The sequence below is a fragment of the Vibrio sp. genome (assembly GCF_047973365.1).
Classification (GTDB): Bacteria; Pseudomonadota; Gammaproteobacteria; order Enterobacterales; family Vibrionaceae; genus Vibrio.
Genome location: NZ_JBKEBW010000042.1, coordinates 1 through 26818, shown reverse-complemented (window position 1 = coordinate 26818; position 26818 = coordinate 1). Strand labels below are relative to the sequence as shown.

Sequence of the window (26818 nt, the reverse complement as noted above, 5' to 3'; positions counted from 1 at the left end):
TGACCGGTGTAGCCCTTTTTGATTCCAGAAGGAAATTGAAAATGGCAACGAACGTTGTATGTAAAACTAAAGAAGAACGCCGCTATAACGCAAAAATCATGGGTAGCAACAAGCGGACTTATATTCCGTATACCCCAAACTTAGCGGCAAATGATGAAAACTATTCTGACGGAAAGCTGCAACAAACTACGGTTACTGTCATTAGTTATGATGTAACAGGACGCTTCCCTGATGACAAGTTTGCCGAAGCGTTAACTCCATCCACTACTGAGCTTGCTCAAGCCCATGCGAAAGAAGTTGAATTTTCTTACCATCGCCAACCTACTCACATTGAGTTCCGTTTATCAAATATGCAGAGCGTCAATGATGTAAACATTAACGCAGGCATCTTAAATCGTCTTTTGATGCAGTATGACTATGAACAGTTCCATGGCTCACATGGCAACACAGGTATGATGCAAAATAAAAATGCGGTGGAATACGATTCTACGGTCGTAGCTGTTTCGGATATCAGTTCTGTGTTGACTGTGATTAACGCTCTGTATGAAGAGCAAACGACACGGTTGGGAACTGGTGAAGCTGAGCATATCAATATGACATTGAGTTATACCGCTGATATTGCCGCGATTATGCGTAAGCCGATCACATCTTCGGGTGGTGATGTTGTAACCGGTAAATCAGCAGTGCAACGTGCATATGAAAATGTGAAAATGGTTGAAGTACCTTCTATTCTTGGTACCGAATCTCACATTTCTTTAACGTTCCGTCCTTCCATCAATAACCACCATGGTTCTATGCCCGGTATTTATTCAAAGGAAACAGGCTCTCACGGTCTAACACAAAAGAGTTTGTTTACTTACGAAAGTGCGGCTAACGAACTTGAGTCAAAAGGCGCGTACTGTTACCAGTTAACAGAAACTGCCGCCTCTAAAGCATTAAAAGCTAAGACCTTGGCTAAGAAAAAATAAGAACCTACGGGGAGCGATACGCTCCCTTTGTTTTAAGGAGTTTTTATGATTTCAGAAGATGCACAAATCACCATTGATACGATTTTGCGAAATTGCGGAAGTCAGTCGATGACGCAGAAAGAAATCGATTTTGCTAATGCTGTGAACGCAAACCCAGACGGTGAAGAAGAATGCTATCAGTTTGCTCAAAAGGTGTTACTTGAGCGAGTGTCGCAAGATAGCAATAAGCGCTTCATGTTGGTTCGCTTAAAAGCCTTGGCTGAGGCAAATGGTTATTCTCTCTCGGATAAACAGCCAACCGTTAAGCCTGCTCGAATTCCTATAATCGGGGGTGGCTTATGATTGAGTTAGATATCGAGCTTGATTTCACTGATTTGGAAGAAGAGGTGAAAAAATTCAATTCACATCATATTCGTATTGGTGTTTTGGACAAAAACAAAACGGCAAAAAAAACGGATAGAACGGAGCCTCTTAAATCATTTCAGGGAAAAGAAGCATCAAGGGTCAAAAAGGGCAATGCTGGTAAGTCCACTCTTAAACTAACCAAGCTTGCCGAGTACATGGATACTCGTTACGGGGTATTCACGAAAGCGGAAAGTCATTTTCTTAACCAAGATGTTGTTCGAGTAACTAACGAATTAATCAAAGTGTTCGGAGTTGATCATCCAAGTCCGCAAATGATTAGGCGTATCGAGAGTGGCGCAAGGGCTTTGATTCGAAACCCAATCATGCGAAAGGATTACGGTAGTAACTCTACAGCTACGATTAAGGGCGGCATTGGTTACAACGGACATCAAGTTCAAGGCAAAGGCTTTGACTGGCCGATGGTGGACACCGGAACGTTCTTTAACTCGATAAAGGCTCAATATGTTTAGACAAGCGTTACACGCTGAGATTAACAACATATTTAATCTTAAGGCTGTTGATTGGGCAGGGGCGTTACACGATGGGGCTGATATCGTTTATGTCGAATACCTAAGTGTGCGTGAACAATATTTTTCTGAATCACATATTCGTTTTTTTGGAACCATTCGATTATCGCTAGCTGATATGGGGCGAGATAAACCTGTATTTGGCGTATTGGGGAGTCGTTTTGATAAATACAAAAAGCGGAGTGATAACAAAAACTCTCTTGCGTCAGTGAGTATGGAGGCTGAATCGGATTGGCTCTCCGTGGGCGTTCTTTCTGTGTCTAAGGAATTTCATTTTGCGTGTGAAATCGAGTTCGATAAAACGCGCGAAACAGTTAAATATTTCAAGTGGGTAGATTATGAGTAATACACTTATTTTTGATTATGCGGTGGGGATTAGTGAAGCCCAAACCGCGACTGAAGTGGACTATAGCTTTTTGAAAAAATGCTTGGTCATGGTGGCGGGGAATTATATTAAAGGCGAGCCTAAAACTGCGAAAGCGGAGAATGCAAAAGCTATCACTAAGGTCAAATTAAAGAACGTCAAAAAACAAGTTGAAGTTAAAAACTTAAAAACGGGGAAATCTGCGATAGCGACTCGTGAATTTACGGATCCAACGCAGTTTAAAGTTGCGCCAATTTATGATGCTACAGATTTTGCTAAATATACGGATAACACAGACGTTTCATTCTTTATGACTGGTGGTCTGTCTAAAGTGTATCTTTTGGTTCTTGCGACAGAAGTCGATCCGGCAGATGAAAACGTTATTGATTTTGACCCTACGGATTACTTCACACTGTGTTTTTCTAGCGATATCGATATTGCAGATGCACAGTCGGTTGATTTCGCAGATTTCAGTGGTGTTAAAGCCTATGCGACAGCCGATAAAGCGTTAGCTGAAACTTTGGCAAAATCAGACACTGTATTTCTGGATGATAATGGTTGTTATGCGGGGTGCTATGAGGCGTTTGGTCGACTCTTGTCTCAAATGTACTGGCGCAACTGTCAGTACTACGTGCTTGATAGTGATAATCCGACCACGACGATTAAAACAGTTAGTGAAGGTAGTGATTTATTCGACAAGCGTATTTCGTTTTTCTTAAATGGCTCCGCAGGTCCAACTCTCGGTTTTTTCGGTAATACTGGTAATGCGATCACTACCGCCTATGTAAAACGACTAATTCGCTTGCAAACTCAAGAAGCGATCACTTCATATATTCAGGTTAACCAACCAAACAATACTTCGGTTCAGCGTATCAATATTGAAGAAGCAGCAGCAGACGTTATTTTGCAATACGAAGGCTACCCATATTTCTATCTTGATAGTGACGTTGATAACTATATCAACATTGTGAAATCGGATGAAACGTATTACGTGAACGGTGAGGCAGCGGTGAAAGATGCAGAACCGATTTGGCGTGCAAAAATTGAAGTTAGTGAGGCTCAATAATGTCTGGAAGTGCTTTTCGAATCGGTGAAATGGAAACCACCGTTGTTTATGACGGTGAGGAGTACAGCTATATTTCTGTATTAGAGTTGGGGCGCAATAACCCCAAAGTGGTTCAAATGTTCTGCGATCCTAACGGATACGGTGACGGTGAAATTGTTGGCTCTGGTCTAACGCAACCTATTGAGCTAAACGTAAAACTACGCAATGTTTCTCAGCAGCATCTTGATTTGTATTCAAAAATTTTTGAAAACGAAGAACGCTTCCAGTTCACCTCGTTTAACAAAAAAAATGGACGAACCCTAACTGCTAAGAAAGCTATCTTAAAAAATGATCCGCACAACGGTACTGCTAATGAATCTGAATCAACGCTTGATGTCACCCTCGTTATTCAGGTTGCTCCTAAAAACTTCAAAGATTCATTTAAATCGGTGGCGTAAATGATTAATAAATTTAAAGGCACGAAAGCTTGGAATGCATATATGGCTTACTGTGGGTTTGTTCTTCATCTTTATCGTGCTCGAACAATGCGGCAAAACGAATTAGTCACTGAAGAGCAATGCAAAAATTATTTCTTATCTCTCGATACGGATGGGCGTAAGAAAATTCTCATTGAGCTAATGGGTGTTCAGCGAATCGATTATTACGACATGTTGGCTTTAGTCAGTGTTCATGAAAACAAACATGGTATGTCAATTGATGCATCGTCTATCGATAACTATGAGCTGCCAAGACTTGCCGAAATGGTTGTTGAAACATTGCTTCACTGCTCTGGCATGAAAGACGCAGGTCTTTTTTTTTAAGTTCCAGTGAATTGGACGAATTGGCGCGATATCGAATCGTCGGTGATGGGTTTGCTGCTGAAATTATCGAAAATACACCCGATATTGACGGCAGCGATCTGATCGCCCTCGTACTACGAAAAGCATATAGAGCAGTAAAGCAACATCAGGAGGCACAGCAAAATGACTGCTAGTTCAGAGTTTATTCTCGCCCCCCGTATCGATGAACAGAAAATGCGAAAAGAAGCCGAGAAGATGGAAGTTGAACTGCAACGGACATCACGACAGGCTGCTGATGATTTTGAGTATTGGTTTGGTAAAGGTTTTGAAGACGGTGCGGATAAGGGGATTCGTGGGGTAAAGCGGAAGTTAACCGACTTACAAGCCTTTCTGAAAAAGATGGGATTTGACTCAATGTCTAAAGGTGTGGGGGATGTAATCGCCACTCCTGCGAAAGGAGCCATTGCAGCAGCCGCAGCCGCGCTTGGGGTAAGTTTAGCCGCCGAAAAAAAAATACTGGAAGATCCGGTTGGTTATGCTCAGATTGCGCGTGAGCGCATTAATGATAATTCAGAACTCAGTGACAACGCCGATGCTTTAGGTATCGATAGAGGCCGTTATGCTGCACTGAGCTCTGCTGGTATCGCTGCTCGATTAGATCAGTCTGATATTAGAGGGATAATGTCAGGGTTCATCGGTGCGTTAGAACGTCCGGAAATGGCGTTATACAAAAAGGCCGCAGAGGAAAAAGGTGTTGAAAATTCATTTTTGGATTTTGTGGGTACCATGGCGAAAATGAAGCCAGAAATCGCGGCTCAATACATGAACCAAACTTTCGGTGATGAAGATGCATTGAAAGTGTCACGCTTTATGAAGCCATTTCAGAAAATCATTAAAAATGGTGGTGATCTAACTCTTCAAACTGTTGTCGATACGATGTTAGGGCGGCACGTAAGAACGCAGGAAATGGGGGATGCTCTAAATAGAAATGACAAGGCAGCCAATACCTTGGCTAGGGGGGCGTCTGACCAGTTTGAGGATAAGGTTATTAATGGTCCTAATGTCGCTCAAGCAGAAACCGTTGTTGCTTCAGATAAATCCTCTGAGGCTGTTACACAAAAACATCTTGAGGTTTTAGATCTAAAGGTCAAAGGGCAAGTTATCGCCGATAAAGCTGAAATCGCTGTAATTAGTGGTGGTGAAGCCGTTGTTCGTGATGTTTCAACATACTCAGAAGGAGCGTCCAGGCGATGGCGTGAACTGGTAGATGCTGGAAACTTGCCAATAAACAAGCTCGACTCATGGAAACAATTTGGTCAAAAAACGTGGGATTTTGGTACGTATAACCCGGTCACAGCCGCCACTGGTAAAAATGCTTGGCGACATATGTTGGATTTTTTTGATGCAAAAGGCGCTGAGATTAACCAAACAATGATTTCGATTGTTGAGCAAGATGCCGAAAACAATAAAAACCGTGGCGACACGGGTGCAAAAGCGATGAAATGAGGACATATGCCAAAGCTATTCCCTGATTTATTAAAAAAAGCGCCTCCGGTTTTTGTGTTCTATTTGGATCGGACTTTATCTGATGAAGAAACACAAAAGCTCATGGAGTTAAAAGTAAAAGCAGATCCTTCAGATGAGGAAAAGGCGACAATAGCTGAGCTTACAGAAAAGCTTCATGATCTACGCTCAACCACTCCTATACCTGTTCCTTTGGTTGGTGATTTAATCGGAGCCATACCTGACGGATATAAGCAAGGGATGGTCAAGAGCATTGATGTCATAGGTGATGGTGAAATCGTCTTAAAAGGCAACGTCAATTCAGTAACTATCACACTAAAAACTAGTGATAGCACTTTCATTAACGCGCTTTTCGGTTTTGCTAGTTTGATGTTTTCCAGAAAAGACGCATTGCCCAGAGTTTCATTTTTTAGCAAAGAAATGGTCATCATTGGCGGCACGTTGATCAATATGGCTAAAGCGTCGAAAGCAGACACGACAGAGCAAGTTATAACTCTTGAGATGCAACGGAAGGAGCGTGCTTTAGTAAAGAAAAAAGAGGCACCCAAAGAAGCTGAACCGATACCCAAAGACACGAATATAACGGAGTAAGTATGCTTGGAGATTTAAACCAAAGTGATTTCGACTGGTATCGTGTGGAGAGTGTTGATGCATTAGTTGAACGTGGTCTGCCTCAAATCATCAATGAATACACAGTAGACGGTGACAATATAACTATCAACGTTATTGATAATGAAGTTGTGCCGGATTATGACACGATGAAAGTCGCTTTTGTTTTCAGAAACCAGTTTTTGCCTGTTTATGAAAACGGTGAATTTTACGTAAAACCGGATGGCTCATACGCGACGCTAAAGCGCAGTAACGGCTATGCGTTATTAGGTATTAGAAATGAGAGTTAGAGCTACGTTAGATAGTGACTATCTGTTTTCGATGGAATACTGGGAACGGCAGCATTTGAATGCAGCGTCACTTCCGGTACTTGTGCCAACGTCACTGGGTTACTCGTTTGCCAAATATGCAGAAGTACCAAAGCAAATGATAGAAGGGGCTGCGTTCTTAGATGAAGTACAACCCCGAACGCGAGCGGTTTCTTGTGCTAATGATTTTCTTGAAGAGCTTGGTTATACGTTTGACGTGAATTGCGGTGAATTTGTGAATACTGAAAAAATCACAGAACGTGCAGATAGAACCATTCAATTAGATGTGTATCGATACGTGTGCAACCATATCCCCCAGTTGAATTACCCGCATAACGGTCGGCGTATCGTTGCTATAGATGGGGATTTTGACTTGGCAACCGGAATATTCAAAGGTGTGCTTTCTTTAGAGTGATACCATTTTCGTCGGTAGCATTTCTGCAGCAACGGCAGCTTGATACCAAAAGTAAACTTTTCTTTTAGGGCGAAAGCCACATTTTGATACCAACCACCATCACGGTGGTTTTTTTTATAATGGGTGGATCATGACAACATTAGCAAAACAAGTGTCGGTGTTTGGGGAATGGACTGATGCAGATGTTCCTGACGGTTCAAATGTGTTGGTTCAAAACCAAAGTACCACAGGTTTAGATATCTATATTTATACAGGAACTGAAGCCCCGACCGATTATGAAGGGATTCTGGTGAGGGATTGGATTTCATTCCAGATGAAGGTTGGCGATAAGTTGTTTCATACTCCAGCGGTAGAGCCTCATAAAGCCTTTAACCAAGCGTCGGTAAGGATTGATGTTTCATGACTTACTATGTACACAATCCACACCGCCAAGGCATCGTCGTGTCATCACTCAGTCAGGAGGGGAGTGAGCATCCTAGAATACTTAAACAGCCAGAGTCTATTACAGCTATTGTCGATGAGAGTATTTCGTTCTCTGTTGTGGCAGAAAATTATGTTTCGATATATTGGCAAGAATCCAGTTGTGCACTGACACCATGTTGGTATGACGCTGACTTTTTACCCAATTGGCAGACAGAAACATTAGGACCATGGCACGCAGCATTGGACTCGTCTGGATTCCAATACAGGACAGTAATCATTGGACGGGATGGGTGTGAGGTTTATTCAGATGCCGCTGTATTAACGGTTACAGAATAGAATTCAACGTCTGAGGTTAAAATGAAATTACTCAAAGCGAGAATTAAAGATACACAGCTTGAAGTTGATATCGAAGAGGAAACCCAAAAGCCCAAAGATGTGATCAACGTATCTGCGGGTCAGGAAGACAGTGAAGGCTTTCTTTTAATGGGGCATGAATTCTCAATCTATCTAACCAACACACAGCTAGATGCTCAAATCATTGTAAACAAGGCTATCAGCATAGCCGAACAAGCGATAAGCATTGCAGGACAACAAGTTGTTGTTGCCGTTTCCGGTGGTTCGGGTTCGCCAGCCGTTGGTACAAAACAAACGTTGGATGCCGGCGCTAAAAGTGAATTAGAAAATCTTAAATCTGAATTAGAAGAGTTGAAACTGAGGTAATCATGACTTCATTAACTGGTTTTCTCGGAAAAGCGCGTAACGTTGCCCGTTTTGAAAATGAGCTGCAGACGCAGCAGGGTAGTTTGTATTACGCCCTTGATGTTGGGTTCGATTATCAGTACTGGGATATACCCGGAGCAGAATTCAGCGTTGATGCTTTTAATACGTGGATTATTGATGAATCCATTAAACGTTCAATTTTTATCTTGAAAAGCTCAATTGATGTTAGCGATTTTACCTTAAAACTCAGCTACTCAATTGCTGGTACCGAAGGGCAGCAAACATTTTCTAGCGCATACGTTTAAGTAGCAAAATAGGAAATGATACCAATCTCAGTGGTACCAGTTACTGCAGCAATGACAGCTTGATACTAAATAACATAAGGCAAATTTAATGAAGTGGGACTCAACAAGCGGGGCAACCCCCGAAGACTTTGATACTCATATTGGGCGCTATTACAGCGCCTTTATTAATTCTAGGGACGAATACAAAAACATAGCGTTCAACACGTTCGTTGCTAGCGATGAATACAAGGTTTATTACGCTGCCGCACAGATCGATATGTATGCCGACACCGTAATGGCTGAAACGTTTTTAAAGATGTCGGAGTTTATCCAAACTGCGAACTTAAAAATTGAAAATCCGACAACGACGCCTAACGCACTGATCGCAGGGCTACGTGAGAAGTTTGGGCTACGTTCTTCGGTTAAGCAGATGATTGAAGCTGATTCAGGAAAGATGCACGTTGCGATTGATTACACACCTAGCGCACAACTCAACTTGAAAATAGCGCAATACATGGAAAGTTCTTGTGTTGTTGCGAGTACCTACATGGTTGGCGATATTGAACAGGATATTGTTCTTAGTGAGGGCGGAGTAGAAACTTATCGTTGGGTTAAGGCGACAGAGCAGGAAATTCTTTTTCGGATCAGGATTCGACTATCCAGAAACTCCACGTCCATAGTCGATACACCAGAAACAGTAGTGCGTTTGTTTTTGGAAAACTTTGATTCGTATTACTGGGTTGGAATGGATGTAGAGCCCGAACGTTATCTTGAGATAAATCGAGATGCGCCTTACGCATCGGAAATCATCACCGAATACACTCTGGATGGTGGGGATACGTGGCAAACAGATCCTTATATTTCACCATATAACATCAAGTTTACGCCCTCACTTAATATCTCCAATGTTACGTTTGAGTAATCGCTATGACTCAATTATTTAGAAACGATGAAATGAGTGAATTGTTTTATGGTATTTCGTTAACCGCAAAGCAAGAATCACTAATTAACGAATTGGTTAAGATGAACCAAGAAGTCATAGGATCAAAAGTCTTCGGCTACGTTCTCTATGACAATGGCACATTTCCTGTGATGAACAATATTGATCGGGATTTTTTTGCAGAAAACTATATGGCGATATTGGACGCAATGGCCACAGCTGGGGTTTATGACTCATACACTTTTTTAATTAGGCAGGTTCTCGGAAATGGGGTTGTCATTGAGTATAAAAAACCTAATCCAAGGCACTTAGTTATTAATATTGCAAACATTGAACAAACAACGACAAAACTTACAACCGCCTCTGGATTATGGATCGCTACATTCAGTGGGCTTGGCATTATAGCCACACAATCCAATTCTGAATTTACGATTAATCAATTGCTCAAAGTGTTAAGTATTTTGGCGAATCCTTCCGGGACTTACTTAGATGTGAGATTCGGAGATACCAAATTCATGCTAACTACAGCAGACAACCAGTGGTTAGTTACAAATGAATCAAAAGGTATTGTGGCCACAAGTGAAATCCCCATGTAATCACCCGAAGTGCAGCTAAAAAGCGGCAGCTTCCCTTCATACAGTTCTGTATAAACAGACATACGACAGTAGGAAAATATAATGGCTCAAGATGAGATGACCCAACTTAAAGAAATGGTAAGCAACCTTTCACGAGACCTTTCCATTGTAAAACAGGCAATAGCCAGAAGTTCAACGGAGCCTACAGGTTCTACGACAATTTCTGATTTACCCGCTGCATCTGCAGAAGAATTGGGCGAAAATCCACAATTGATATTTGAGCATGCCACGGGTACGAAGCGTGGTTATCTTTCACAGTTATTTGAGCAGGCTCCGGATTTGGATGTGACGGATATCCCCGCAGCAAACAACAATTCGTCTTCAGGTACTGGTTTTGGTGGCATTCGCTATGTCAAAGATGGTGCAACATTAAAAATATTTGTGAGTTAATCATGGCTTTGTATTTTGAAAATAATGAAATTTTGGCGTTGGAATTCGAAGGTGAAAACATCGAAACACTTGAATTTGAGGGCGTAGTTGTAGCTAGGAAACCAACGATAACAACACAGCCAGTTAGTAGCTCGATCAAAGATAATGAGAGTGTAACACTTTCAGTTGTTGCGGATGGTCTCGGCTCAACAATGACGTATCAGTGGTATAAATCGGACGGAACTGTAATTTCTGGAGCAACAGGAACGAGTTATACATTCAATCCAACAGCAACAGGATCGTTTGGTTTTTATTGTCGTGTTACTGGGTTTGGGGGATACACGCAAACAAATACGGTAACGGTTACTGTGTCTGAACCATTAATCAGTGAAACTGTGTTTACAGCTAACGGGACATTAACGCTTGCTGCTGATTGTGTTCGTATCGAAGCGCAAGGTTGTGGCGGTGGTGGAGGTGGTGGTAACGCTGTAAGTAATGGTTCGTCAGGCGGTGGTGGTGGTGGCGGTGGCGGTGCGTCAGTCATATCAACATTGTTATCAAGTGCTGTTGGGGGGCAATCAATCACAGTAAATATCGGTACTGGTGGTACTGGTGGCATTGGTTCTAATGTCGGAACTAGTGCCGGCGGTAATGGCGGTGATGGTGGTGCATCTTCTATTTCTGGAACCGGTACGTCAGGTTTGAGTTGGCTTGGCGGCAAAGGTGGAATCGGTGGTGGTCAATCAGTATCTGGAAGCCGAGGGGGTAATGGTGGTTCTGGCGGCAATAGTTCAAGTGGTTCTGGTGCCGGCGCTGGTGGCTCTGGTGGTACATCTTCAACAGGAGCTACGGCAGGAAAAGCTGCCGCAGCACTATTAAGCGCTGGTGGCGGTGGTTGCGGTTCAATAGCCTTTACAACTGGAGGTGCTCTAAGCGGTGGGCATGGTTCTGACTCTGAATATTCGGATAGCAGATATGGCGGCAATGGCGGTGTTGGTGATAGTAGTGGCGGTGGCGGCGGTGGTTCAAATGCCATTTCTACAGGTTGGACCGACTGGTTAAACCGCGGTGGTGCTGGTGGTTATAGAAACAGTGATGGTAGCGTCACTAATGGCGCTGCTGGAGGCATTGGCTGTGGCGGTGGTAATGGTGGCTTTGTTACTTCTACAAAATCTTCAGGCAATGGTGGCAAAGGGGGTAATGGTAAAATTATCATTCGTCAGTATCGGAGTTAAATCATCCCTGATCTAACTCATAACGTTAGTTAAATTTGTAGCCAACTGAGATGTTGGCTTTTGTTTCTCTTGTATCGAGATAATTGTAGTCAGTTATTCCAATTCCATATGCTAATGATTTATATAAAAACATAAAATCTATTCCGTAAGCGAACCCGTATTCATCTTTGGATGACATCCCCATGTAATCGACTACTTCCCCCTTTTCATTAGTTAGTGAGTCTTTGAAGTTGTCTTCACGCTTTGTATATGTAAAGCCTACTTTGGGCATGACGTAGAATTGGTCTGTAACACCATAGCTTAACCCTCCCATGATGCTTTGATACTCGTATATTTCCTTTTCCTGACCAACATTTTCAATGTACTCACCGTTTACGTCAAAATTTTGAACGTCAGCGGATAGGGTAAATCCATACTCACCTGCGCCCCTAATATTTGTAAATCCAATGCCGTATGTGGCATGGTTATTTGCGTCAGAATAACGAAGTGACAACACTTCACTATCAACTGTATTAGCAGCCACAGCATGAGTAGATAATAAGAGTGTTGTTAGGATTAATGCTTTTTTCATGAAAAATTCCTTCTGTTAATTAATTATATTTGTATCTTTCTGGATTATCGAATCTATCCCTTGCAGCGAGAATTCCCTTTTTCGCTGCAAATCTTATTTTATATGCTCCCCATCGTTCACCATCTGCTATATTTTCCTTGATGATGTCCCTCATCATTTGAGGGCATGTTGTCAAGGCACGTTTTACAGCGTCATTCATCAATATGTTCCTTTAGTTAATCATGGGGGGGATCGTGTTGTATAAAATACAGTAAGATGTTTCCCTTGCTTGTCGGATTTTTCCTATTTGTTGAAATGTTTAACGAGAATATTCAAGGGGGTGTGAATTAAATTGGCTATATGTCAATCTTTGTTTTATTGAGGTCGTTATCATGGAAAAATAATTGTAATTTCCGTGATAAATTTTGAATTGTACGTAATTAATTTTTTAATAAATATTGGTCTTGAAATAGAAACGTGTAGTGAAATATCAAGCAGAAAGTAAATCATAGGTTTCATCATTGATAACGACTCGGGATATACCATCGATAATCGTGAGTCTTTGATGGTGCGAATGTTGGGCTAAATAACTGAGGAGCTCTGAACGTGAAGTTTCAGTTTTTGCGTCAGAGCAATGCTTGATGATTTCTTTGGCTTCCTTAACTATTCGAGTTGTTTCCGATTCTGGTCGTTCTTGTCCGATGACTTCTTTTATTGCCCAACCACCAAGATGATACATTGGTGTAACCATTGTTCTTGAGAACTGCATCGTTAATGTATTGCCGATGGTCACGCGCGCAGGAATACCAAATAATGCTAGCTGGATATAACACATCATGGCCGACGTTTGATCTACATCGACACAATGAGCGAGTAACTGTTGTTGGGGGTTATAACCTTCAGAGTGCATCGCATCTGCGAGCGCTACCACCATACCTCCAGAACCTGATGCCGGTTCATGAACAGTGATATACCGCTGCCTTTCAATTTTATCCTTATCCATCGATAACAACGCACAGACTTTAGATACCGAGTAGGGTGTAAAAAATTGCCCTAGGTTCTTCGAGCTAATTTCCATTTTCATGTAAAGCTCCCCCAGTAAGTCACAATATCCCGATTCCTCAAAAGCCATGACCAGCAAGCCAGCCAACTTAGCGAATTTGAAACGATCGTCTCGCTCATATTGATTGATGATTGCTAAGTATTTTTCTTCGAGATAAGTGTCTGGTGCTACGGAGTTATTGAGGGAAATTGCAAAGCAGGTAATGAAATCATCCCAGACTTTATATCGATGATGATAAGGTGCAAGGTGTTTGAACTCGTATTCAAGCTCTTTTTGATATTGCATGTGTATTTATCCAGTGGTTTGTGTGGCAAGTATACTAAAACATGCTCAGCGGAGATCAATGAAGTTAAACATAAATTGAGGTGGTCACGAATATAATCTAGTTATGGTCATTTTAGTTTATTTTTTAAATCTTAAATTAAAACAAATACTTGTAGTTATTTTGTTTTAATATGTGCAGTATTTATTCTGAATTTAATGTCGTATTTCTTCCTGTGATGTAATACTTGTATTATACTTAGTGTCACTGTTTTAGGAGGTTTCGATGACTGCTGTTGATCGTATTAATCAAATGATAAAACGCTCAAGACGTTATGTTTTTGAGCGTAAAGACTTTGAAGGAGTCGCAAGCTACGATCAAATTGGTCGTGCTCTAAATCAGTTGATCGAACGAGGTGAGTTATTGAAGCTTGGTTACGGTTTGTATACTAAAGCGAGATTAAATAGTCTCACTGGTAAATCAATGCCTGCCAATCCTGGTGGAACAGATGCGATCATGCGTGAAATATTGAGGATGAAAGGCATAGATTTCGAAATGGATAACTTGTCTCTGCAAAGCTTTTCTGGAACAAGTACACAAATCCCATCTTCCGTACATTATTCTTGGAACCCCAAGTTGTTTAATCGCAAGCTAGTGGTTGGGAATAGGGTACTTAGCTCTTCAAGTCGCTAATGAAAAATTTAAAACTGCAATTCTTAGAGGTTTCCGATGTTTTAGAGCTCGGTAACCCTGCGATTATTGAAAAAGATTTTTGGGTTGTAGCGTTGTTAGCCGAACTAGAGAAAATGAAATTTGATACCCATCAGATGGTTTTCTCTGGCGGTACCGCTCTGGCTAAATCAAACATCAAAATATTACGAATGTCAGAAGATGTTGATATCAAATTGATACCCTCAGATTCTTTCAGAGAGCTTAGTCGAGCTAAAAAGAAAACAGCACGCAAGGCTCTTATCGATAGTCTTGAAACTGCTGTTGCTCAAACAGATAATTTTTCCGTAGAGCAGCGTTTGGTTCGTGATGAATACCGATATGTTGAGTTTGAGCTAAAATACCCACAACAATTCAGCCAAGCTCCGTGCTTACGTCCAATAATCAAACTGGAATTGATGGAGACAATCTCTCTTCATGGAACGGAACTGCGTAGCATTCAATCGTTAGTTGCGGAATTATATAAGCAACCGCAAGAAGTTGAAGCTTTTGATTGTATCGCTATTAATGCTACTTTAGTGGAAAAAATACTGTCAATGCTTAGACGAACGGCTTCGGTAATAAGAGATCCGACTCGTAATGATGATACGGCTTTAGTTCGACATATATACGACGTGCATTGTATTACCATTTCTAGTGAACCCGATTTGTCTGTATTGGTTCCGCTGTTTCAAACAGCATTAAAAGAAGACTTGGAGCGTTTTGGAAATCAGCATCATGAGTTTGTGGAAGATCCAACAGGTGAACTTTTGATGGCAGTATATGAACTAGAAGATAATCCGATTTTTCGCCAACGTTTTGATGATTTTGTTACACCTATGGTGTTTAATTCAGCGCCTCATGACTTTGACACTTGTTTTTCGTCATTTAAATCGGTCGCAGTATCATTAATTGAAGCAGTTAATAAAAAGCTGCGTTTAGCTGTGCTTAATGAGTTATCTGAGCTAGACCAAGATTTGGGTATGGGCTATTGATAGTAATTCCATAGCCATGAGCAGATTTTTTCAATTTCTAGAGACCGGAATTTCGTTTCAACTAGCACTTATGAAAATCACCCATATTCGGTTTATAGATAAATTAAATCTAATTAACTAGCTGATTGTTAAATAAAATGTAGAAAGAGGCGCAGGTAGCCCATTGCGCCCCGATTCTAGGTTTTATCAGTGGAACTATAAATTATCTAGACTCTAATGGGTATGAACGGTAACTCCACATCCCATAGGTTCTGAGTGCATCGCGATAGATACCTAACATTTCTGAATCAGAAGGTGTTTTAAGTTCTGATAGAGGTTTGTCAGGATAAGCCACTGTATCAAAAGTTATGTTTTTCGGTCCTGTCTGCCAACTTGCGATTTCAAATAAAGACTGACCACGTCTTACGTGGCTAGCTGAACTTATAATAGTTGCGTGTGAGATATTGTGTCTTGCCAAAGCGTAGCTGCTATATAAAGCGTTATCTACGGTACTGGTTGCGTAGTTTTCCTCAATAATACGATCTGGGCTTACTCCTTTTTCTATCAACCAGTCAGCCATTAAACGCCCTTCGGTTTTGTGGTTTTTAGGTACGCCACCAGTTAGTACGATTAATGCCGTCGGGTTAGCCTTTGCTAACTCTAGAGTTGTTTCTAAGCGCTGAATTAAAATTTCATGCATAGACCCATCAGGATTAAGCGCATATCCAAGAGTAACGATTGCATTATTCCCTTCGCTAGGTATAGATGCTGTCTGCTTTAATGGAGTTTTGACGATGCGATCAACTGTAGAAATAATTTTTTCTATATCAGCCTTTCGACTAGGATTAAGTTGCGACAAAGCATCCATATGCTTCTTAAAGCTAGTTTCATCTGATTTGAAACGAGACCAAACAGCAAGGTAAGAATGTAGGTCTACATCGTCAGGAGCTACAGACAATGCTTGTTTAAATAACTCAATCGCTTGGTTGACATTACTATTATAGATTTGCGCATTTGCCGCTGAGATAAGTAAATCAGTGCGGTATGGTTCAAGTTTGTAAGCATCTAGTAGCTTACTGGTTACAACTTCCATGTTACTTGGCATCTTTGCGGTAAAGCCAGCATGTGATACTCGAGCTGGAGACTTGAATGCGACGACTGCATCTTCTAATAGTTGGTCAACAACTTGACGTTTAGTCGTGTATTGAGAGTAATCAATTGTTGAGTGAACACTTGATTGGTCTTGAGAAATAGCCGGCGTTGGTAATGAGATAGCAATCAAGCCAGATAAGGCAATTGCTAATAAATTCTTAGTCATTGAAATGCTCCTTTTTGATATGGCCCTTATTTTCTACATCAAAATAACTAAGAGTTCAACAGTGGGTTTTATATCAGATTTCATTAATATAATGATTAATGACAGAGAATTTATGTTTTCTTTTTAATGGTTTTCTATAAAAAAAACTAGTAATTTCACATAGTAAAATTACTAGGGTCGTAGTGCTAATAAGGGATACATTTATGGAGTGATAATCATATGTTACAAATTTTAATGTTTATATCAAACCGCCCCATTTTCGCCCCATAGATAAATTTAATTTTTATAACTTGTTGATTATAAACGAAAATATACCTGTTGTGCCTGACATGTTCGAAACTTGGTACAAGATGGCAAGCCTGATCCAATCTGGCCTCGATTTGTCACCAATCATCACTCACCACTACAAGGTTGATGATTTTCAAAAAGGCTTCGACGCTATGCGTAGCGGGGCTTCCGGTAAAGTTATTCTTGATTGGGAATAAGATTGAAAGCGCTCCGGTTGGGGCGCTTTTTGTTGTATAAAGAAAAATGCCAATCAGTTTAACTGACTGGTATTCCATCGTTCGGTGGGTTTTATTCTTGGGTTTAAACCAAAATGCAAGTATGAATTTTGGTTTTTGGTTTAAATCTGTGAAAAGTGGGCGACTAATAGATGTGGAGCACCTAACAGCCGCCTTCCCATACGCCCGTAATGGGGTAGCTTTCAGCCCACTGCTCTCGTTAAGTAAGAGAAGCACTGAAAATTCTAGTTAGTCATCAGTAGTTAAACTAAGACAAAAACTATACAAATCAAAAAATCTGAAAAAGCGTACAAATAATTGTTTTTGTGTGCTTTTGCTTAAGTCTATGAAAAGTGGGCGATTGAAAGATGTTGGAGCATCTAACAGCCACCGTCCCACACGTTCGGTCATGGGATAGATTTAATCGTAAGTTAGTCGCTGGGGAAAGAGCACTTAACCCCCCCGAATCAATCATTACTACAAAATTGACACTTTCCCTACATCACTATCAGATAGCGCTTAAATCAACTCGCAATGGTTTTCTATGACTGGCTGCTGATTTACTGTTCAATACTTAGGCTGCCACATTTATAGGATGAACTATGTGCGTGTATTCAATTAGTTATGAAACAGAATCTGCTGTAGAGGTGAGAGCAGTTATTGAAGAAGTATTAAGTGGTTCTAAAGCTATTCAGTTTAATGATGACTGCTGGTTTTTGGAGACCTCGCTTTCTAAAAGTGAGGTGACCGATACTCTTCGCTATATAGCTGAACTCAATGAGCCGTTTTGTACTGTTACACGAATGAACTTTGGAGACTGGTTACAGAAAGCCTATACCCCAGAAGTTATTGCATGGCTTACTCATCCGTTAAGAAATTGGTAGGAAGAGTGCAGAGTCGCCAACCTAATCGAAACTCTTTGAGTTAAAGACATTTTGGTATTCTGCGGGATTAGACAGATACAGTTGAGCCAACGAATAATTTGGGTTCAGCTTTTATTGCGGTGTTGTATGGAAAATGACATTCGAGCGTTGATAGAAGAAAGACTTATTCTGAGCAATGTTGAACTTTGCCACTTGTTTGATGGGAAATCGTTTAACCGTGATCTTCTAATGCGTATATTTCCAATGTTGCCGAGCAAGATGTTCAATGATACAGATAATTCGATCGGTACAATGTTAACTGAAGCGGCTATCACCGCGTGCCAAAAAATAACGTCAGCAGAAGCCTATAAACAGCTTATTTTGGCTAATACTGACAGTGAACGGTTAAAGCAAATTGATTTGTCGCTGCAACAGGGCGAGATGAGCCGAGAGCAGTGTTACCTCGTTGTTAGAGAGATTCTACCGACAGAGACCGAACTTCATGAAAAAATTAATCCTAGAGGGAATCGATTTTTAAAGAATATGATTGTTTCATACGTGTTAAATACATTTCTCCATCTGTTGCTAAAGAATGACCCCCTTATCACCATCACTTGGGGGACATCTATCAGGGGGGATGTCTGTGAGTTAAATAATCTATGGTATGGAAAGAATATCGTCATGAGTCAAGCCACGTTTGATGGTTTTGAGGTTGTCAGTGGAGCCCGATGTGGAATGATCGAATGCTATACCAATAAAACTAATCAAAAACTGATTGGTGAACTGAAGAGTTCGTATAATGCTTCCGTTATTCAGCAGCTCAAGCGAAAATTTTTTAAATAACTTGGCGTGCTCAGTTGTCCATTTGTGCGGAGAGTTTTAACAGATAATCTTCAGCGGGCAGAGGCTCTGAATAGTAGAAACCTTGAATATAACGTACCCCTAAATCTCGAAGCTGTTCTACTTGTTCATGGGTTTCGACACCTTCTGCGATTACGCGCATTTGAAGCTGTTTTGCTAGTTTAATCATAGAGGTGATAACTGACTCAATCGCAGAGTTTTGCGCAAGTCCTTTGATAAATACCTGATCAATTTTAATGATGTCGAACGCGTGTTGATGGATAAAGTTCAAACCGGAGTAACCTGTGCCAAAATCGTCCATCGCAATCTTATATCCGAGATGCTTTAGATGACTAAGGTTGGCTCTTACTATTTGTAACTCTTCTGGTGAGAAGTCATTGTCTTCGGTAATTTCAAGCAGCAATAAAGAAAGTACTCTCGGGTTTTTCTTCGCATAGTTATCCAAATAATCGACAAATTTCGACTTGATAATCAGCGTCCTGCTAACGTTGATACTGATGTATTGGTTTTGAATCAAATGTGGGTTCACGTTGACGAATTCGGTTACCAGTTTGAATACCTGATGGGTAATTTGCTCTATGACTTGAATACGTTCAGCAAGCGGAATAAAGATGGTCGGGGGAATAACACCATGATGCGGATTATTCCAACGAATTAACGCTTCACTACCAACGATTTTAGGTTGATGAATATCGACGATCGGCTGAAAGTGCAGTTCTAACTCTTGATTGTTGATGGCTTCTTTAAGTGAGAACGCAAGGCTATTGCGAGTGAGTTTGTAGGTTCTAATCGCTTGGTAGAGAACGGCGATAATGCTTGCCAGTAAAATGACGCGCCAGATGTGTTGGCTAAAATGCGTGAAGTAAGACTGAGGCGTAAGTTGAATGCGAAGTGAAATGGGATAACGTTGTGACTGAAAATCATAGCTACGATAAGCGGTATTCTTTAAATCAGCTCTGCGTTCGAGAGGATGCTGCAATATGTTGACTTGATAATCGTAATATTGTTGCTCAAATTTTGATGTAATGAGTTCGAGAAAGAGGTTCGGGGGCAGCAACGCATTAATTCCACTAAGGTCTTCATTAGCCGAATAGATAAAAATGGCTTGGTCATGGTTGCGGGTTGGAGCAAAAGTTATGGCGGTTAGTGTTGGGGTTTGAGCTAGCTGTCTGATAACGTTTTCCCCAACTCTGAAGTTGGTTTTACCTTCATTGCTGGAGCAGTACATTCGACCATTGGCATTAAATAACCCCACTTCTTTTGCCATAGGTGATTGAAACACGTATTGACGTAAACGTTGAAGGTCACTGACATTGCATGTTTCACCCACTTGACTATTGAGTTGAGAAAGCTCTCTGGTGGTGGTGTCTATGTAGTTTTCCAGCGTTATGATGGCGTTATGACCAAAAGTTTTTGCGTGCATGCTAGTGTCGTAGATGTTCTTGACAGCGGAGAGAGCAAAAACAGTGACGAAGATGATGAGCACAGGTGTAACAACATTTATACGATCAAATAAAGATTGTCGAGAACGGGGCATAGAAGTTTCACGCAGAGCGATATTGTTCATAAGGAAAATTGATTACACAGGGATTAGTTACTGATTGAGTTATCACTATATGCGATTCAAGTGAGTGAGTTAACGCCCTATCAGACATAAAGGTGTATTAAAAATGAGACGAACGCAAAGCAGTTATTAAAAGCTATAGAAGCAGTTATTCAAAGCGATAAAAGTAAGATTTTTCGTTGTAGAAAACAGAGAAATAAAAAGACCAAGCGATTTGCTTGGTCTTTTACCCTAATGACCAACCCAGTGATCAATCATAAATCGTTGGGGTTGGTTGACGTTTATGTTGTGTCGCTTGGTAGATAGCCACTAAGCGATCCGATGCTTCTTTAGATACAGGTTTGCCTTCTAGGAAGTCATCGATTTGCTCATAACTCAGATTCAGTGCGTCTTCATCCGCTTTTTGTGGCGCAAGCTCTTCCAAATCTGCGGTTGGTGTTTTGTGAACAAGTAAGTCTGGAGCACCAAGAGTCGCCGCAACTTGACGAACTTGACGCTTACTCAAACCAAATAATGGTGCCATATCACACGCGCCGTCACCGAACTTGGTGTAGAAACCCGTGATGTTTTCTGCTGAATGATCGGTCCCTAACACTAAGCCGCCGACGTAGCCTGCGATTTCATATTGAGCAACCATACGAGCACGCGCTTTGACGTTACCTTTTACAAAATCAAGCTTTTCTGCGTTAGCTGGAAGTAGCCCAGTGTGCGCTAATGCTTGATGTGAAGCCGCATGCAGGCCATCAACGCCAGCTTTAATGTTCACTGAAACAGAGTGCGTTGGTTTGATAAAAGATAATGCCAGTTGGGCTTCGTCTTCATCTTTTTGCGTACCGTAAGGTAGACGAACAGCGATAAACTGGTAGTCATTTGAATTGCTTTCTTTGTTCAACGCCTCTACAGCAAGCTGAGCCAAACGCCCGCACGTTGTAGAGTCGATACCTCCGCTGATACCAAGTACTAGAGATTTGCAGCCAGACTCCAGTAGTTTACGTTTTACAAAAGAGATACGACGTTCAATTTCGAACGCAGGATCGATGCTAGGAAGTACTCGCATCTCATCTCGAATCATTTGTTCCATTGGGTTTCCTTTTCCTGCAAGCATTAACAAACTTTCGTAGTATCATACCTCAATCATACAATTAGAAAACCGAGAATAGAGATTTCATTGTCAGTAGGGGTAAAGATGGAAAAAATTGCTGTGTTTGGCAGTGCATTTAATCCACCGAGTTTGGGGCACAAGAGTGTCATTGATTCTTTGGATCACTTTGACCGTATTTTGTTAGTACCGAGTATTTCACATGCTTGGGGTAAGGATATGCTGGATTACGAGATCCGTTGTCAGCTTATTGAAGCCTTCATTGAAGATATTGGTTCAAGTAAAGTTACTTTGTGCAAAATAGAACAGGAGTTGGTCACACCAGGCAACAGTGTTACCACTTTTGCAGTATTAACAAAAGTGGAAGAAATTTTTCCTCAAGCTGACATCACGTTCGTTATTGGCCCAGATAATCTGCTCAATTTCGACAAATTCTATAAATCTGCAGAGATTCTACAACGTTGGTCAATCATGGTTTGTCCAGAAAGAATACCTGTTCGTAGTACTGAGATTAGACGACGTTTGTCAGATAACGCTGAAATCAGCGATTTAACCACGCCAAATGTTGAGAGTTTATTGCAGCGTTTAAAAGTCTATTAGAAAATCAGCGACCCAAGAGGTCGGAGCTGTTGTTTAATGAAATCTTTTGCTGCAAGTATGTTGCTGTTATTGGTTTCAAGTTTGGCAAATGCGTGTGAGTCTTTTGCTTATAAAGACCCTTCGTATGAACCTTTTGAAACTGTAGAGCTACCAGAAAGTCGTATGCTTTGCATCTCGTTTATTCACGGGGTTGAGTATGCTTCTAACCAACTCTTTGAATTGAATTTTTTTAAAGATAAAGAAAACATTAGTGATTACTGGGAACAGTGGGGATTTGAACAGGAAGAGGAACCTTTCTATACCCACAAAGTTGCCCAAAGTTACATCGGTGTCGGTGTATGGATGCCCACAGAGCTTTTGGAAGAGCAGGCAGAGATGTCGACGGAAGAGTGGTTAAAAAGCCATGGTTTATTATTGAGTTTAGGTTTCGGCAGTAAGAGAAAAGGCGAGCCACGTATGCGAATGGATTACCGTTGGCATGATGATTACCAAGTCGACTTAATGATGCACATAGAAGTGCCATTTTAATTTGAAGTTTTGCGGAAAAGAGTCATCTATGGATGACTCTTTTTTACTCCCCGAGATCTCTCAACTTTATTTCTGTGATCTCTCAACACCTAACTCAACCTAACTCAATTTAAACTCGTTAAGTGCTTGCTTAACCGTTTCCGCTTCTTGGTTATAGCTGCCGACTATCTTATTTAGCTCATCGGCAAGGGCCCCTGTGTTTTGCGCGATTTCAGCCAGCACATCCACATCTTTGTCGACGTCTTCGCTAGCCTTGGACTGTTCAATGGTGGAGTTAGCAATGCTGGTAATATGAGTGTTGACTTCCTCGATAACATTTTCCAATTCGGCCACACTGGTATTCACCGCTGAAACTGATTCAAAAGTCGTATGGGTTGCTTGACGGCTTTTTTCCATAAAGCTGACCGCAGTGTTGGTGTTGTTCGACATATTACTGAGCAACTGACTGATATGTTCGGTCGCTTCTTTGCTGCGTTGTGCCAAATCGCGAACTTCCGATGAAACAACTGCGAAACCTCTACCGTGTTCTCCTGCTCGTGCAGCTTCAATAGCGGCGTTGAGTGCTAACAGGTTAGTTTGCTCTGAAATGCCACTGATGGTATCGACAATCTTACTCACGCTCATCGCGTCTTTTTCTAAGTTTTGCATACAAACTTGGGTTTGTTCGATTTGTTCGACTAAGGCTTCTACTGCTTTGAACGAAGACTGGCTCTGAGTTTGGCAAGCAATAACTCTGGACGTCATGGTATTGGTTTCGTCAAGTGCTCGCTCGGAAGCTTGCGCAATTTCAACGCTGGATTGAGAGAGCTCCGTCATGGCCGCTGCAATATTTTCACATTTCGCGGTGGTTGCTTGACTGCTTTGAGTGAGATCTTTAGAACTTTGAATGAGATGTTTCAAGCGTTGAGAGCTGTGATCATTAGCATTCGTCACATTGGCGAGTAAATTCCTAATGCTGGTCGTTAAGCCGTTTAGGCTCTGTGATATCTGTGAAATCTCATCCCGTCCTTCGGAAGCCAGTGAAATACTGAGATCGCTATCGCGCGACATCAAAGCGAGCTGTTGGGTCAGGCTACCTACACGTGCTCTCAATGTATGAACTGAAGAATAAAGACCAAAGATCAAAATAAAGCCAATAACCGCACTGAATGTGATGATGATGGTTTCGTTTGTTTTGGCGCGTTCAGACTGCAGGACAGAGGCCGATATCATCTGACTCTGAATACTGTTTCTTAGTTGATTCAGTAAGCCGATGCGTTCTGTTGCAGCGGCAAACCATTCTGTTGGTTTAGGCCCTTGCAAATTATCCAGTTGATTTATTTGGCTCAGATAATTTTGTTGTATTTGCTCAACATTTTTCCAAATAGTAGAATTTTTCGCATTATTAAGTTGTTGCAAAAATTGTGCAGGTATCGTCAGAAGCAGTGAACGTTCCGCATAGCTGCCTGATGATATGTAGTCATTGATGGACGTGTATTGAGCGGAGTTCGATTTCTGACTGGCAAATGCACCATTTAGTGCCCCACGGACCTGTCCTGCACGTTCTTTCATGATTACCACTGAAATTAAAGAGCTTCCTAGTTCCGATACGTTAGCATCGTCAATGGTGCTTAGTAGTATACGCGCATTATCAATGGAAAGTTGGTTTAAGTTGGAGTAGTAGGCAAACGGTGAAATTTTAGGTTGAAGAGCGTCTACTTGTTTTCGCACTTCGGCCAAAGATTGTAGTTGAGTGTTGATGTCTGTTTTAATTTTGTCAGCGAATGCTTTGGCAATATTCGTCGCAGCGAAATTCTGTAGGGCTTGAATCTGGGCATCCGACTGAGTGCGTTGCTTTTTCAGTGCCTCAACTTGAGCGCCTTGACCTTTTGAACCTAATACACCGGCGGTTAAACCGCGTTCAAGCGCCAAATTGTGGGCGAGATTATCATATAAGAGTATAAGTTGAACGGATTCTTGGTCATGCTCAGCGATGGTAACACGCTTGTTTAAATCTAAAATGTTAGAGATTGCCAGTGCCAGCGCTATCAATATCGGAACACCTGCGAGAACGGATACAACTAAGTACAAAGGAAAAAGTCTTAGCAGTTTTTTCATTGTTTGCCCTTAAAGTGTGTAATTTTAATTGTTACAACTATTCATTCTAGATGACCAAAAATTTTTTGCTGTGCACTCACGTGCATTTCTAACGCTGTACGGTAAAGAGCGACGCTGAACAGAGTTCAGCAAAATGGTGTCATAACTAACATTGCAAATATATGGAATGTGCTACGCTAAAAGTGATATCTATATGATTATAAATGAGGCTGTAAATGGATTTGTTTGCTGACATGCGCAGTGGCTCGGTGATTAAGAAAAAAGAGCCAAAAGTTGCTGTTAACACATGGAAAGTTTTGTTGGTGGATGATGATAAAGAAATGCATCAAGTCACCAAGCTCGCCCTTAGTGGATTCTTATTTCAGGATCGCCCTCTTGAATTGATCTCAGCCTTATCTGGCGATGAAGCTCGTAAAGTGATGGAAGAGCGCGACGATGTGGCGTTAGCTTTGATCGACGTGGTCATGGAAAGTGAACACGCTGGCCTCGAATTAGTTCGGTATATACGTGAACATCTTAATAATAAAATGACCCGCTTAGTTCTTCGGACAGGTCAGGCAGGACAGGCTCCTGAAGACAAAGTCATCCAAGAATATGAGATTGATGACTACAAAGAAAAAACCGAACTGACTACTCAGAAACTACGTACACTTTTGTATTCAATGCTCAGGTCGTATCGTGATTTGTGTTTGATAGAAGAGCAAAAGCAAGGTTTAAGTCGCGTTATCGAAGCATCGGCAAGAGTACAAAATACTACCACTCTGAAAACTTATGCTTCGTCTGTTTTGAGCCAAATGACCTCGCTTTTGAAATTGAACGCTTCAGCGTTTTATTGCATCGTAAAGCCTCGTAACGAGGGAGAAGAAGCGCGCCCGTTTACCTTGGCAGCTACTGGTGAATATGTAGACTGTTACCAAGACTGCGTATTTGAAGTGTTACCTGCGGAAGTCGTTAAGCGTTGCAAGCGAGTACTCGAAACTCGCCAATCTGAAGATTTTGGTATCGCCTATATTTGCTACCTGCATGATGAGCGTGGTGCAGATAACCTTCTTTATGTGAATTTAAATGAAGAATTGTCTGAGCTGGATAAACAGTTACTACAAATTTATATGTACAACATAGGGTTAACTTTCGAAAAAATTAACCTTATGGAGGACTTAAAAGAGACTTCGAAAGAGCTGGTCTATAACTTGGCCAATGCGGTGGAAGCTCGCAGTAAAGAAACCGGAGCTCACGTACAACGGGTTTCTCTGTTCTGTGAAAAGCTTGCACTTTTGTATGGTTTGAGTGATTCAGAAGCCGTTTTAATTCGTAATGCTTCACCGCTACATGATGTGGGCAAGGTAGCTATTCCAGATCGTATCTTACATAAACCGGGCAAATTAGATGCGCAAGAGTGGGCTGAAATGCAAAAGCATGTCGAATATGGTGTTGATATTCTGAGCAAATCCAAGCGTCCATTGATGCTGATTGCTAAAGAAATTGCCGCAACGCACCATGAAAAATGGAATGGTGAAGGTTATCCCAAACAACTTAAAGGGGAAGATATTCCAATTTGTGGCCGCATCACTGCGTTGGCAGACGTGTTTGATGCGCTAGGTGCCAAACGGGTCTATAAAAACGCTTGGTCGGATGAGGATATTAAGCAGGAATTGCTGGCACAAAGAGGCCAGCATTTTGAACCAAAACTGGTTGATTTGCTTCTTGAACACTGGGATGAATTTATCAAAATAAGATCGGCTTGGCCTGATTAAGGTTGCGATTCTTGAACCAGTACTTTGGGCATGGTGATCGTGTAATATACGCCTTGCCCAATTTCCGATTTGAACACGAGTTCGCCATTAAGTTTTTTCTTCAAAAGGTTAAATACCAGATTTAATCCCAGCCCAGAACCGCCAACTCCTCGCTTAGTGGTAAAAAAGGGTTCGAAAATCGTCTGATGCAGCTCTTTTGCTACGCCACAGCCATTGTCTTTATATTCCAAAACAATATTGTCACCTTGCTCGTAGAAATCAATGATGATGTTTGCTTGTAACGTCTCTTTGAACGCGTGATTGACACTGTTCATAATCAGATTAGTCAAAATTTGGGTGAGCACGCCAGGCAGGCTAGTCATCATAAGTTGTTTATCGCCTTGAATTTGCGGTTCAACGGGTATTTTACGTGTTTCTGAGTGCAACCTGGCAATCAACGCTTCAATAACTTGGTGTATACGGAACTGGCTGCGTTGCTCTGAAACTTGATCTACTGCTGTTTG

34 protein-coding genes and 1 pseudogene are annotated in these 26818 nt (G+C 41.4%); 27 read left to right on the top strand and 8 right to left on the bottom strand.

Annotated elements, in window-relative coordinates; genetic code table 11:
- Positions 1 to 41: 41 nt before the first annotated feature.
- The 19 genes from ACK5MF_RS06380 to ACK5MF_RS06290 all read left to right on the top strand — a co-directional run bounded on the left by ACK5MF_RS06380 (position 42) and on the right by ACK5MF_RS06290 (position 11571).
- Positions 42 to 968, top strand: a complete 927-nt coding sequence (locus tag ACK5MF_RS06380) for a hypothetical protein (protein WP_416920467.1) — start codon at positions 42 to 44, stop codon at positions 966 to 968.
- Positions 969 to 1013: 45 nt separating this feature from the next.
- Positions 1014 to 1310, top strand: coding sequence for a hypothetical protein (locus ACK5MF_RS06375; protein WP_416920465.1), 297 nt, complete (start codon positions 1014 to 1016; stop codon positions 1308 to 1310).
- A complete protein-coding gene (locus ACK5MF_RS06370; protein ID WP_416920463.1) occupies positions 1307 to 1843 on the top strand; it encodes a hypothetical protein in 537 nt (178 codons plus the stop codon). Before ACK5MF_RS06375 ends, ACK5MF_RS06370 begins: the two co-directional genes overlap by 4 nt.
- Complete coding sequence (locus tag ACK5MF_RS06365; protein ID WP_416920461.1) at positions 1836 to 2246, top strand: hypothetical protein; 411 nt, start codon at positions 1836 to 1838, stop codon at positions 2244 to 2246. Before ACK5MF_RS06370 ends, ACK5MF_RS06365 begins: the two co-directional genes overlap by 8 nt.
- Entirely contained in the window at positions 2239 to 3330 is a 1092-nt protein-coding gene (locus tag ACK5MF_RS06360; RefSeq protein ID WP_416920459.1) for a hypothetical protein, read from the top strand. The genes ACK5MF_RS06365 and ACK5MF_RS06360 overlap by 8 nt, the downstream gene beginning before the upstream one ends.
- Positions 3330 to 3767, top strand: a complete 438-nt coding sequence (locus ACK5MF_RS06355; protein ID WP_416920457.1) for a hypothetical protein — start codon at positions 3330 to 3332, stop codon at positions 3765 to 3767. Before ACK5MF_RS06360 ends, ACK5MF_RS06355 begins: the two co-directional genes overlap by 1 nt.
- Positions 3768 to 4130: a hypothetical protein gene (locus ACK5MF_RS06350; protein WP_416920455.1), complete on the top strand. Its 363-nt coding sequence runs from the start codon at positions 3768 to 3770 to the stop codon at positions 4128 to 4130.
- Between the two features lie 162 nt (positions 4131 to 4292).
- A complete protein-coding gene (locus ACK5MF_RS06345) occupies positions 4293 to 5615 on the top strand; it encodes a hypothetical protein (protein ID WP_416920454.1) in 1323 nt (440 codons plus the stop codon).
- A 6-nt stretch (positions 5616 to 5621) separates the two neighbouring features.
- A complete protein-coding gene (locus tag ACK5MF_RS06340) occupies positions 5622 to 6224 on the top strand; it encodes a hypothetical protein (protein ID WP_416920453.1) in 603 nt (200 codons plus the stop codon).
- Between the two features lie 2 nt (positions 6225 to 6226).
- Positions 6227 to 6532 carry a hypothetical protein gene (locus ACK5MF_RS06335; protein ID WP_416920451.1) on the top strand — a complete coding sequence of 102 codons (306 nt, stop codon included), beginning with the start codon at positions 6227 to 6229 and terminating at the stop codon, positions 6530 to 6532.
- Positions 6522 to 6965, top strand: a complete 444-nt coding sequence (locus ACK5MF_RS06330) for a hypothetical protein (RefSeq protein ID WP_416920449.1) — start codon at positions 6522 to 6524, stop codon at positions 6963 to 6965. Before ACK5MF_RS06335 ends, ACK5MF_RS06330 begins: the two co-directional genes overlap by 11 nt.
- Before the next feature lie 130 nt (positions 6966 to 7095).
- Positions 7096 to 7368, top strand: a complete 273-nt coding sequence (locus ACK5MF_RS06325; protein ID WP_416920447.1) for a hypothetical protein — start codon at positions 7096 to 7098, stop codon at positions 7366 to 7368.
- A complete protein-coding gene (locus tag ACK5MF_RS06320) occupies positions 7365 to 7724 on the top strand; it encodes a hypothetical protein (protein ID WP_416920445.1) in 360 nt (119 codons plus the stop codon). Before ACK5MF_RS06325 ends, ACK5MF_RS06320 begins: the two co-directional genes overlap by 4 nt.
- 21 nt (positions 7725 to 7745) lie before the next feature.
- Complete coding sequence (locus tag ACK5MF_RS06315) at positions 7746 to 8108, top strand: hypothetical protein (RefSeq protein ID WP_416920444.1); 363 nt, start codon at positions 7746 to 7748, stop codon at positions 8106 to 8108.
- Between the two features lie 2 nt (positions 8109 to 8110).
- The gene (locus ACK5MF_RS06310; protein WP_416920442.1) at positions 8111 to 8413 is read left to right on the top strand and encodes a hypothetical protein; all 303 of its coding nucleotides are present in this window, start codon (positions 8111 to 8113) and stop codon (positions 8411 to 8413) included.
- Positions 8414 to 8501: 88 nt separating this feature from the next.
- On the top strand, positions 8502 to 9314 hold the full coding sequence (locus ACK5MF_RS06305; protein WP_416920440.1) for a hypothetical protein: 813 nt from the start codon (positions 8502 to 8504) through the stop codon (positions 9312 to 9314).
- Between the two features lie 5 nt (positions 9315 to 9319).
- On the top strand, positions 9320 to 9928 hold the full coding sequence (locus tag ACK5MF_RS06300) for a hypothetical protein (RefSeq protein WP_416920438.1): 609 nt from the start codon (positions 9320 to 9322) through the stop codon (positions 9926 to 9928).
- Positions 9929 to 10009: 81 nt separating this feature from the next.
- Positions 10010 to 10357 (top strand): hypothetical protein, encoded by a 348-nt coding sequence (locus ACK5MF_RS06295; RefSeq protein WP_416920437.1) that lies wholly within the window; start codon positions 10010 to 10012, stop codon positions 10355 to 10357.
- A 2-nt stretch (positions 10358 to 10359) separates the two neighbouring features.
- Positions 10360 to 11571 (top strand): immunoglobulin domain-containing protein, encoded by a 1212-nt coding sequence (locus ACK5MF_RS06290; RefSeq protein WP_416920435.1) that lies wholly within the window; start codon positions 10360 to 10362, stop codon positions 11569 to 11571.
- Between the two features lie 25 nt (positions 11572 to 11596).
- On the opposite strand, the gene ACK5MF_RS06285 is transcribed toward ACK5MF_RS06290, so the two are convergent.
- The 3 genes from ACK5MF_RS06285 to ACK5MF_RS06275 form a co-directional block, all read right to left on the bottom strand.
- Entirely contained in the window at positions 11597 to 12142 is a 546-nt protein-coding gene (locus tag ACK5MF_RS06285) for a hypothetical protein (protein ID WP_416920433.1), read from the bottom strand.
- Between the two features lie 19 nt (positions 12143 to 12161).
- The gene (locus tag ACK5MF_RS06280; protein WP_416920431.1) at positions 12162 to 12341 is read right to left on the bottom strand and encodes a hypothetical protein; all 180 of its coding nucleotides are present in this window, start codon (positions 12339 to 12341) and stop codon (positions 12162 to 12164) included.
- Between the two features lie 270 nt (positions 12342 to 12611).
- A complete protein-coding gene (locus ACK5MF_RS06275; RefSeq protein ID WP_416920430.1) occupies positions 12612 to 13469 on the bottom strand; it encodes an N-6 DNA methylase in 858 nt (285 codons plus the stop codon).
- 262 nt (positions 13470 to 13731) lie between these two features.
- Between ACK5MF_RS06275 and ACK5MF_RS06270 the strand changes: the two genes are divergently transcribed.
- Together ACK5MF_RS06270 and ACK5MF_RS06265 are read left to right on the top strand one after the other, a co-directional pair.
- Positions 13732 to 14139, top strand: a complete 408-nt coding sequence (locus tag ACK5MF_RS06270; RefSeq protein WP_416920428.1) for a DUF6088 family protein — start codon at positions 13732 to 13734, stop codon at positions 14137 to 14139.
- Positions 14139 to 15149 (top strand): nucleotidyl transferase AbiEii/AbiGii toxin family protein, encoded by a 1011-nt coding sequence (locus ACK5MF_RS06265; protein WP_416920426.1) that lies wholly within the window; start codon positions 14139 to 14141, stop codon positions 15147 to 15149. Before ACK5MF_RS06270 ends, ACK5MF_RS06265 begins: the two co-directional genes overlap by 1 nt.
- 202 nt (positions 15150 to 15351) lie before the next feature.
- Here the strand turns inward: ACK5MF_RS06265 and ACK5MF_RS06260 are convergent, their stop codons facing one another.
- Positions 15352 to 16446, bottom strand: coding sequence for an ElyC/SanA/YdcF family protein (locus ACK5MF_RS06260; protein WP_416920424.1), 1095 nt, complete (start codon positions 16444 to 16446; stop codon positions 15352 to 15354).
- A 326-nt stretch (positions 16447 to 16772) separates the two neighbouring features.
- Between ACK5MF_RS06260 and ACK5MF_RS06255 the strand changes: the two are divergent.
- From ACK5MF_RS06255 to ACK5MF_RS06245, 3 genes and pseudogenes are all read left to right on the top strand, one after another.
- A pseudogene (locus ACK5MF_RS06255) lies at positions 16773 to 16931 on the top strand (L-threonine 3-dehydrogenase); the annotation flags it as partial.
- 626 nt (positions 16932 to 17557) lie between these two features.
- The gene (locus ACK5MF_RS06250) at positions 17558 to 17833 is read left to right on the top strand and encodes a hypothetical protein (RefSeq protein ID WP_416920423.1); all 276 of its coding nucleotides are present in this window, start codon (positions 17558 to 17560) and stop codon (positions 17831 to 17833) included.
- A 126-nt stretch (positions 17834 to 17959) separates the two neighbouring features.
- Entirely contained in the window at positions 17960 to 18655 is a 696-nt protein-coding gene (locus tag ACK5MF_RS06245) for a hypothetical protein (protein ID WP_416920421.1), read from the top strand.
- 10 nt (positions 18656 to 18665) lie between these two features.
- On the opposite strand, the gene ACK5MF_RS06240 is transcribed toward ACK5MF_RS06245, so the two are convergent.
- Both ACK5MF_RS06240 and nadE read right to left on the bottom strand, forming a co-directional pair.
- Complete coding sequence (locus tag ACK5MF_RS06240; protein WP_416920419.1) at positions 18666 to 20240, bottom strand: EAL domain-containing protein; 1575 nt, start codon at positions 20238 to 20240, stop codon at positions 18666 to 18668.
- Positions 20241 to 20487: 247 nt separating this feature from the next.
- On the bottom strand, positions 20488 to 21318 hold the full coding sequence (nadE, locus tag ACK5MF_RS06235; protein WP_416920417.1) for an ammonia-dependent NAD(+) synthetase: 831 nt from the start codon (positions 21316 to 21318) through the stop codon (positions 20488 to 20490).
- Between the two features lie 105 nt (positions 21319 to 21423).
- Between nadE and ACK5MF_RS06230 the strand changes: the two genes are divergently transcribed.
- Both ACK5MF_RS06230 and ACK5MF_RS06225 read left to right on the top strand, forming a co-directional pair.
- Entirely contained in the window at positions 21424 to 21936 is a 513-nt protein-coding gene (locus tag ACK5MF_RS06230) for a nicotinate-nicotinamide nucleotide adenylyltransferase (RefSeq protein ID WP_416920415.1), read from the top strand.
- A 36-nt stretch (positions 21937 to 21972) separates the two neighbouring features.
- Positions 21973 to 22464 carry a hypothetical protein gene (locus ACK5MF_RS06225; RefSeq protein ID WP_416920413.1) on the top strand — a complete coding sequence of 164 codons (492 nt, stop codon included), beginning with the start codon at positions 21973 to 21975 and terminating at the stop codon, positions 22462 to 22464.
- Between the two features lie 99 nt (positions 22465 to 22563).
- Here the strand turns inward: ACK5MF_RS06225 and ACK5MF_RS06220 are convergent, their stop codons facing one another.
- Positions 22564 to 24561 (bottom strand): methyl-accepting chemotaxis protein, encoded by a 1998-nt coding sequence (locus tag ACK5MF_RS06220; protein WP_416920411.1) that lies wholly within the window; start codon positions 24559 to 24561, stop codon positions 22564 to 22566.
- A gap of 215 nt (positions 24562 to 24776) precedes the next feature.
- On the opposite strand from ACK5MF_RS06220, the gene ACK5MF_RS06215 reads away from it, so the two are divergent.
- Positions 24777 to 26315, top strand: a complete 1539-nt coding sequence (locus tag ACK5MF_RS06215; RefSeq protein ID WP_416920409.1) for a DUF3369 domain-containing protein — start codon at positions 24777 to 24779, stop codon at positions 26313 to 26315.
- Here the strand turns inward: ACK5MF_RS06215 and ACK5MF_RS06210 are convergent.
- Positions 26312 to 26818, bottom strand: a 507-nt coding sequence (locus ACK5MF_RS06210; protein WP_416920407.1) for a sensor histidine kinase, incomplete at its 5' end; no start/stop codon positions are given. The two genes, ACK5MF_RS06215 and ACK5MF_RS06210, sit on opposite strands and share 4 nt — an antisense overlap.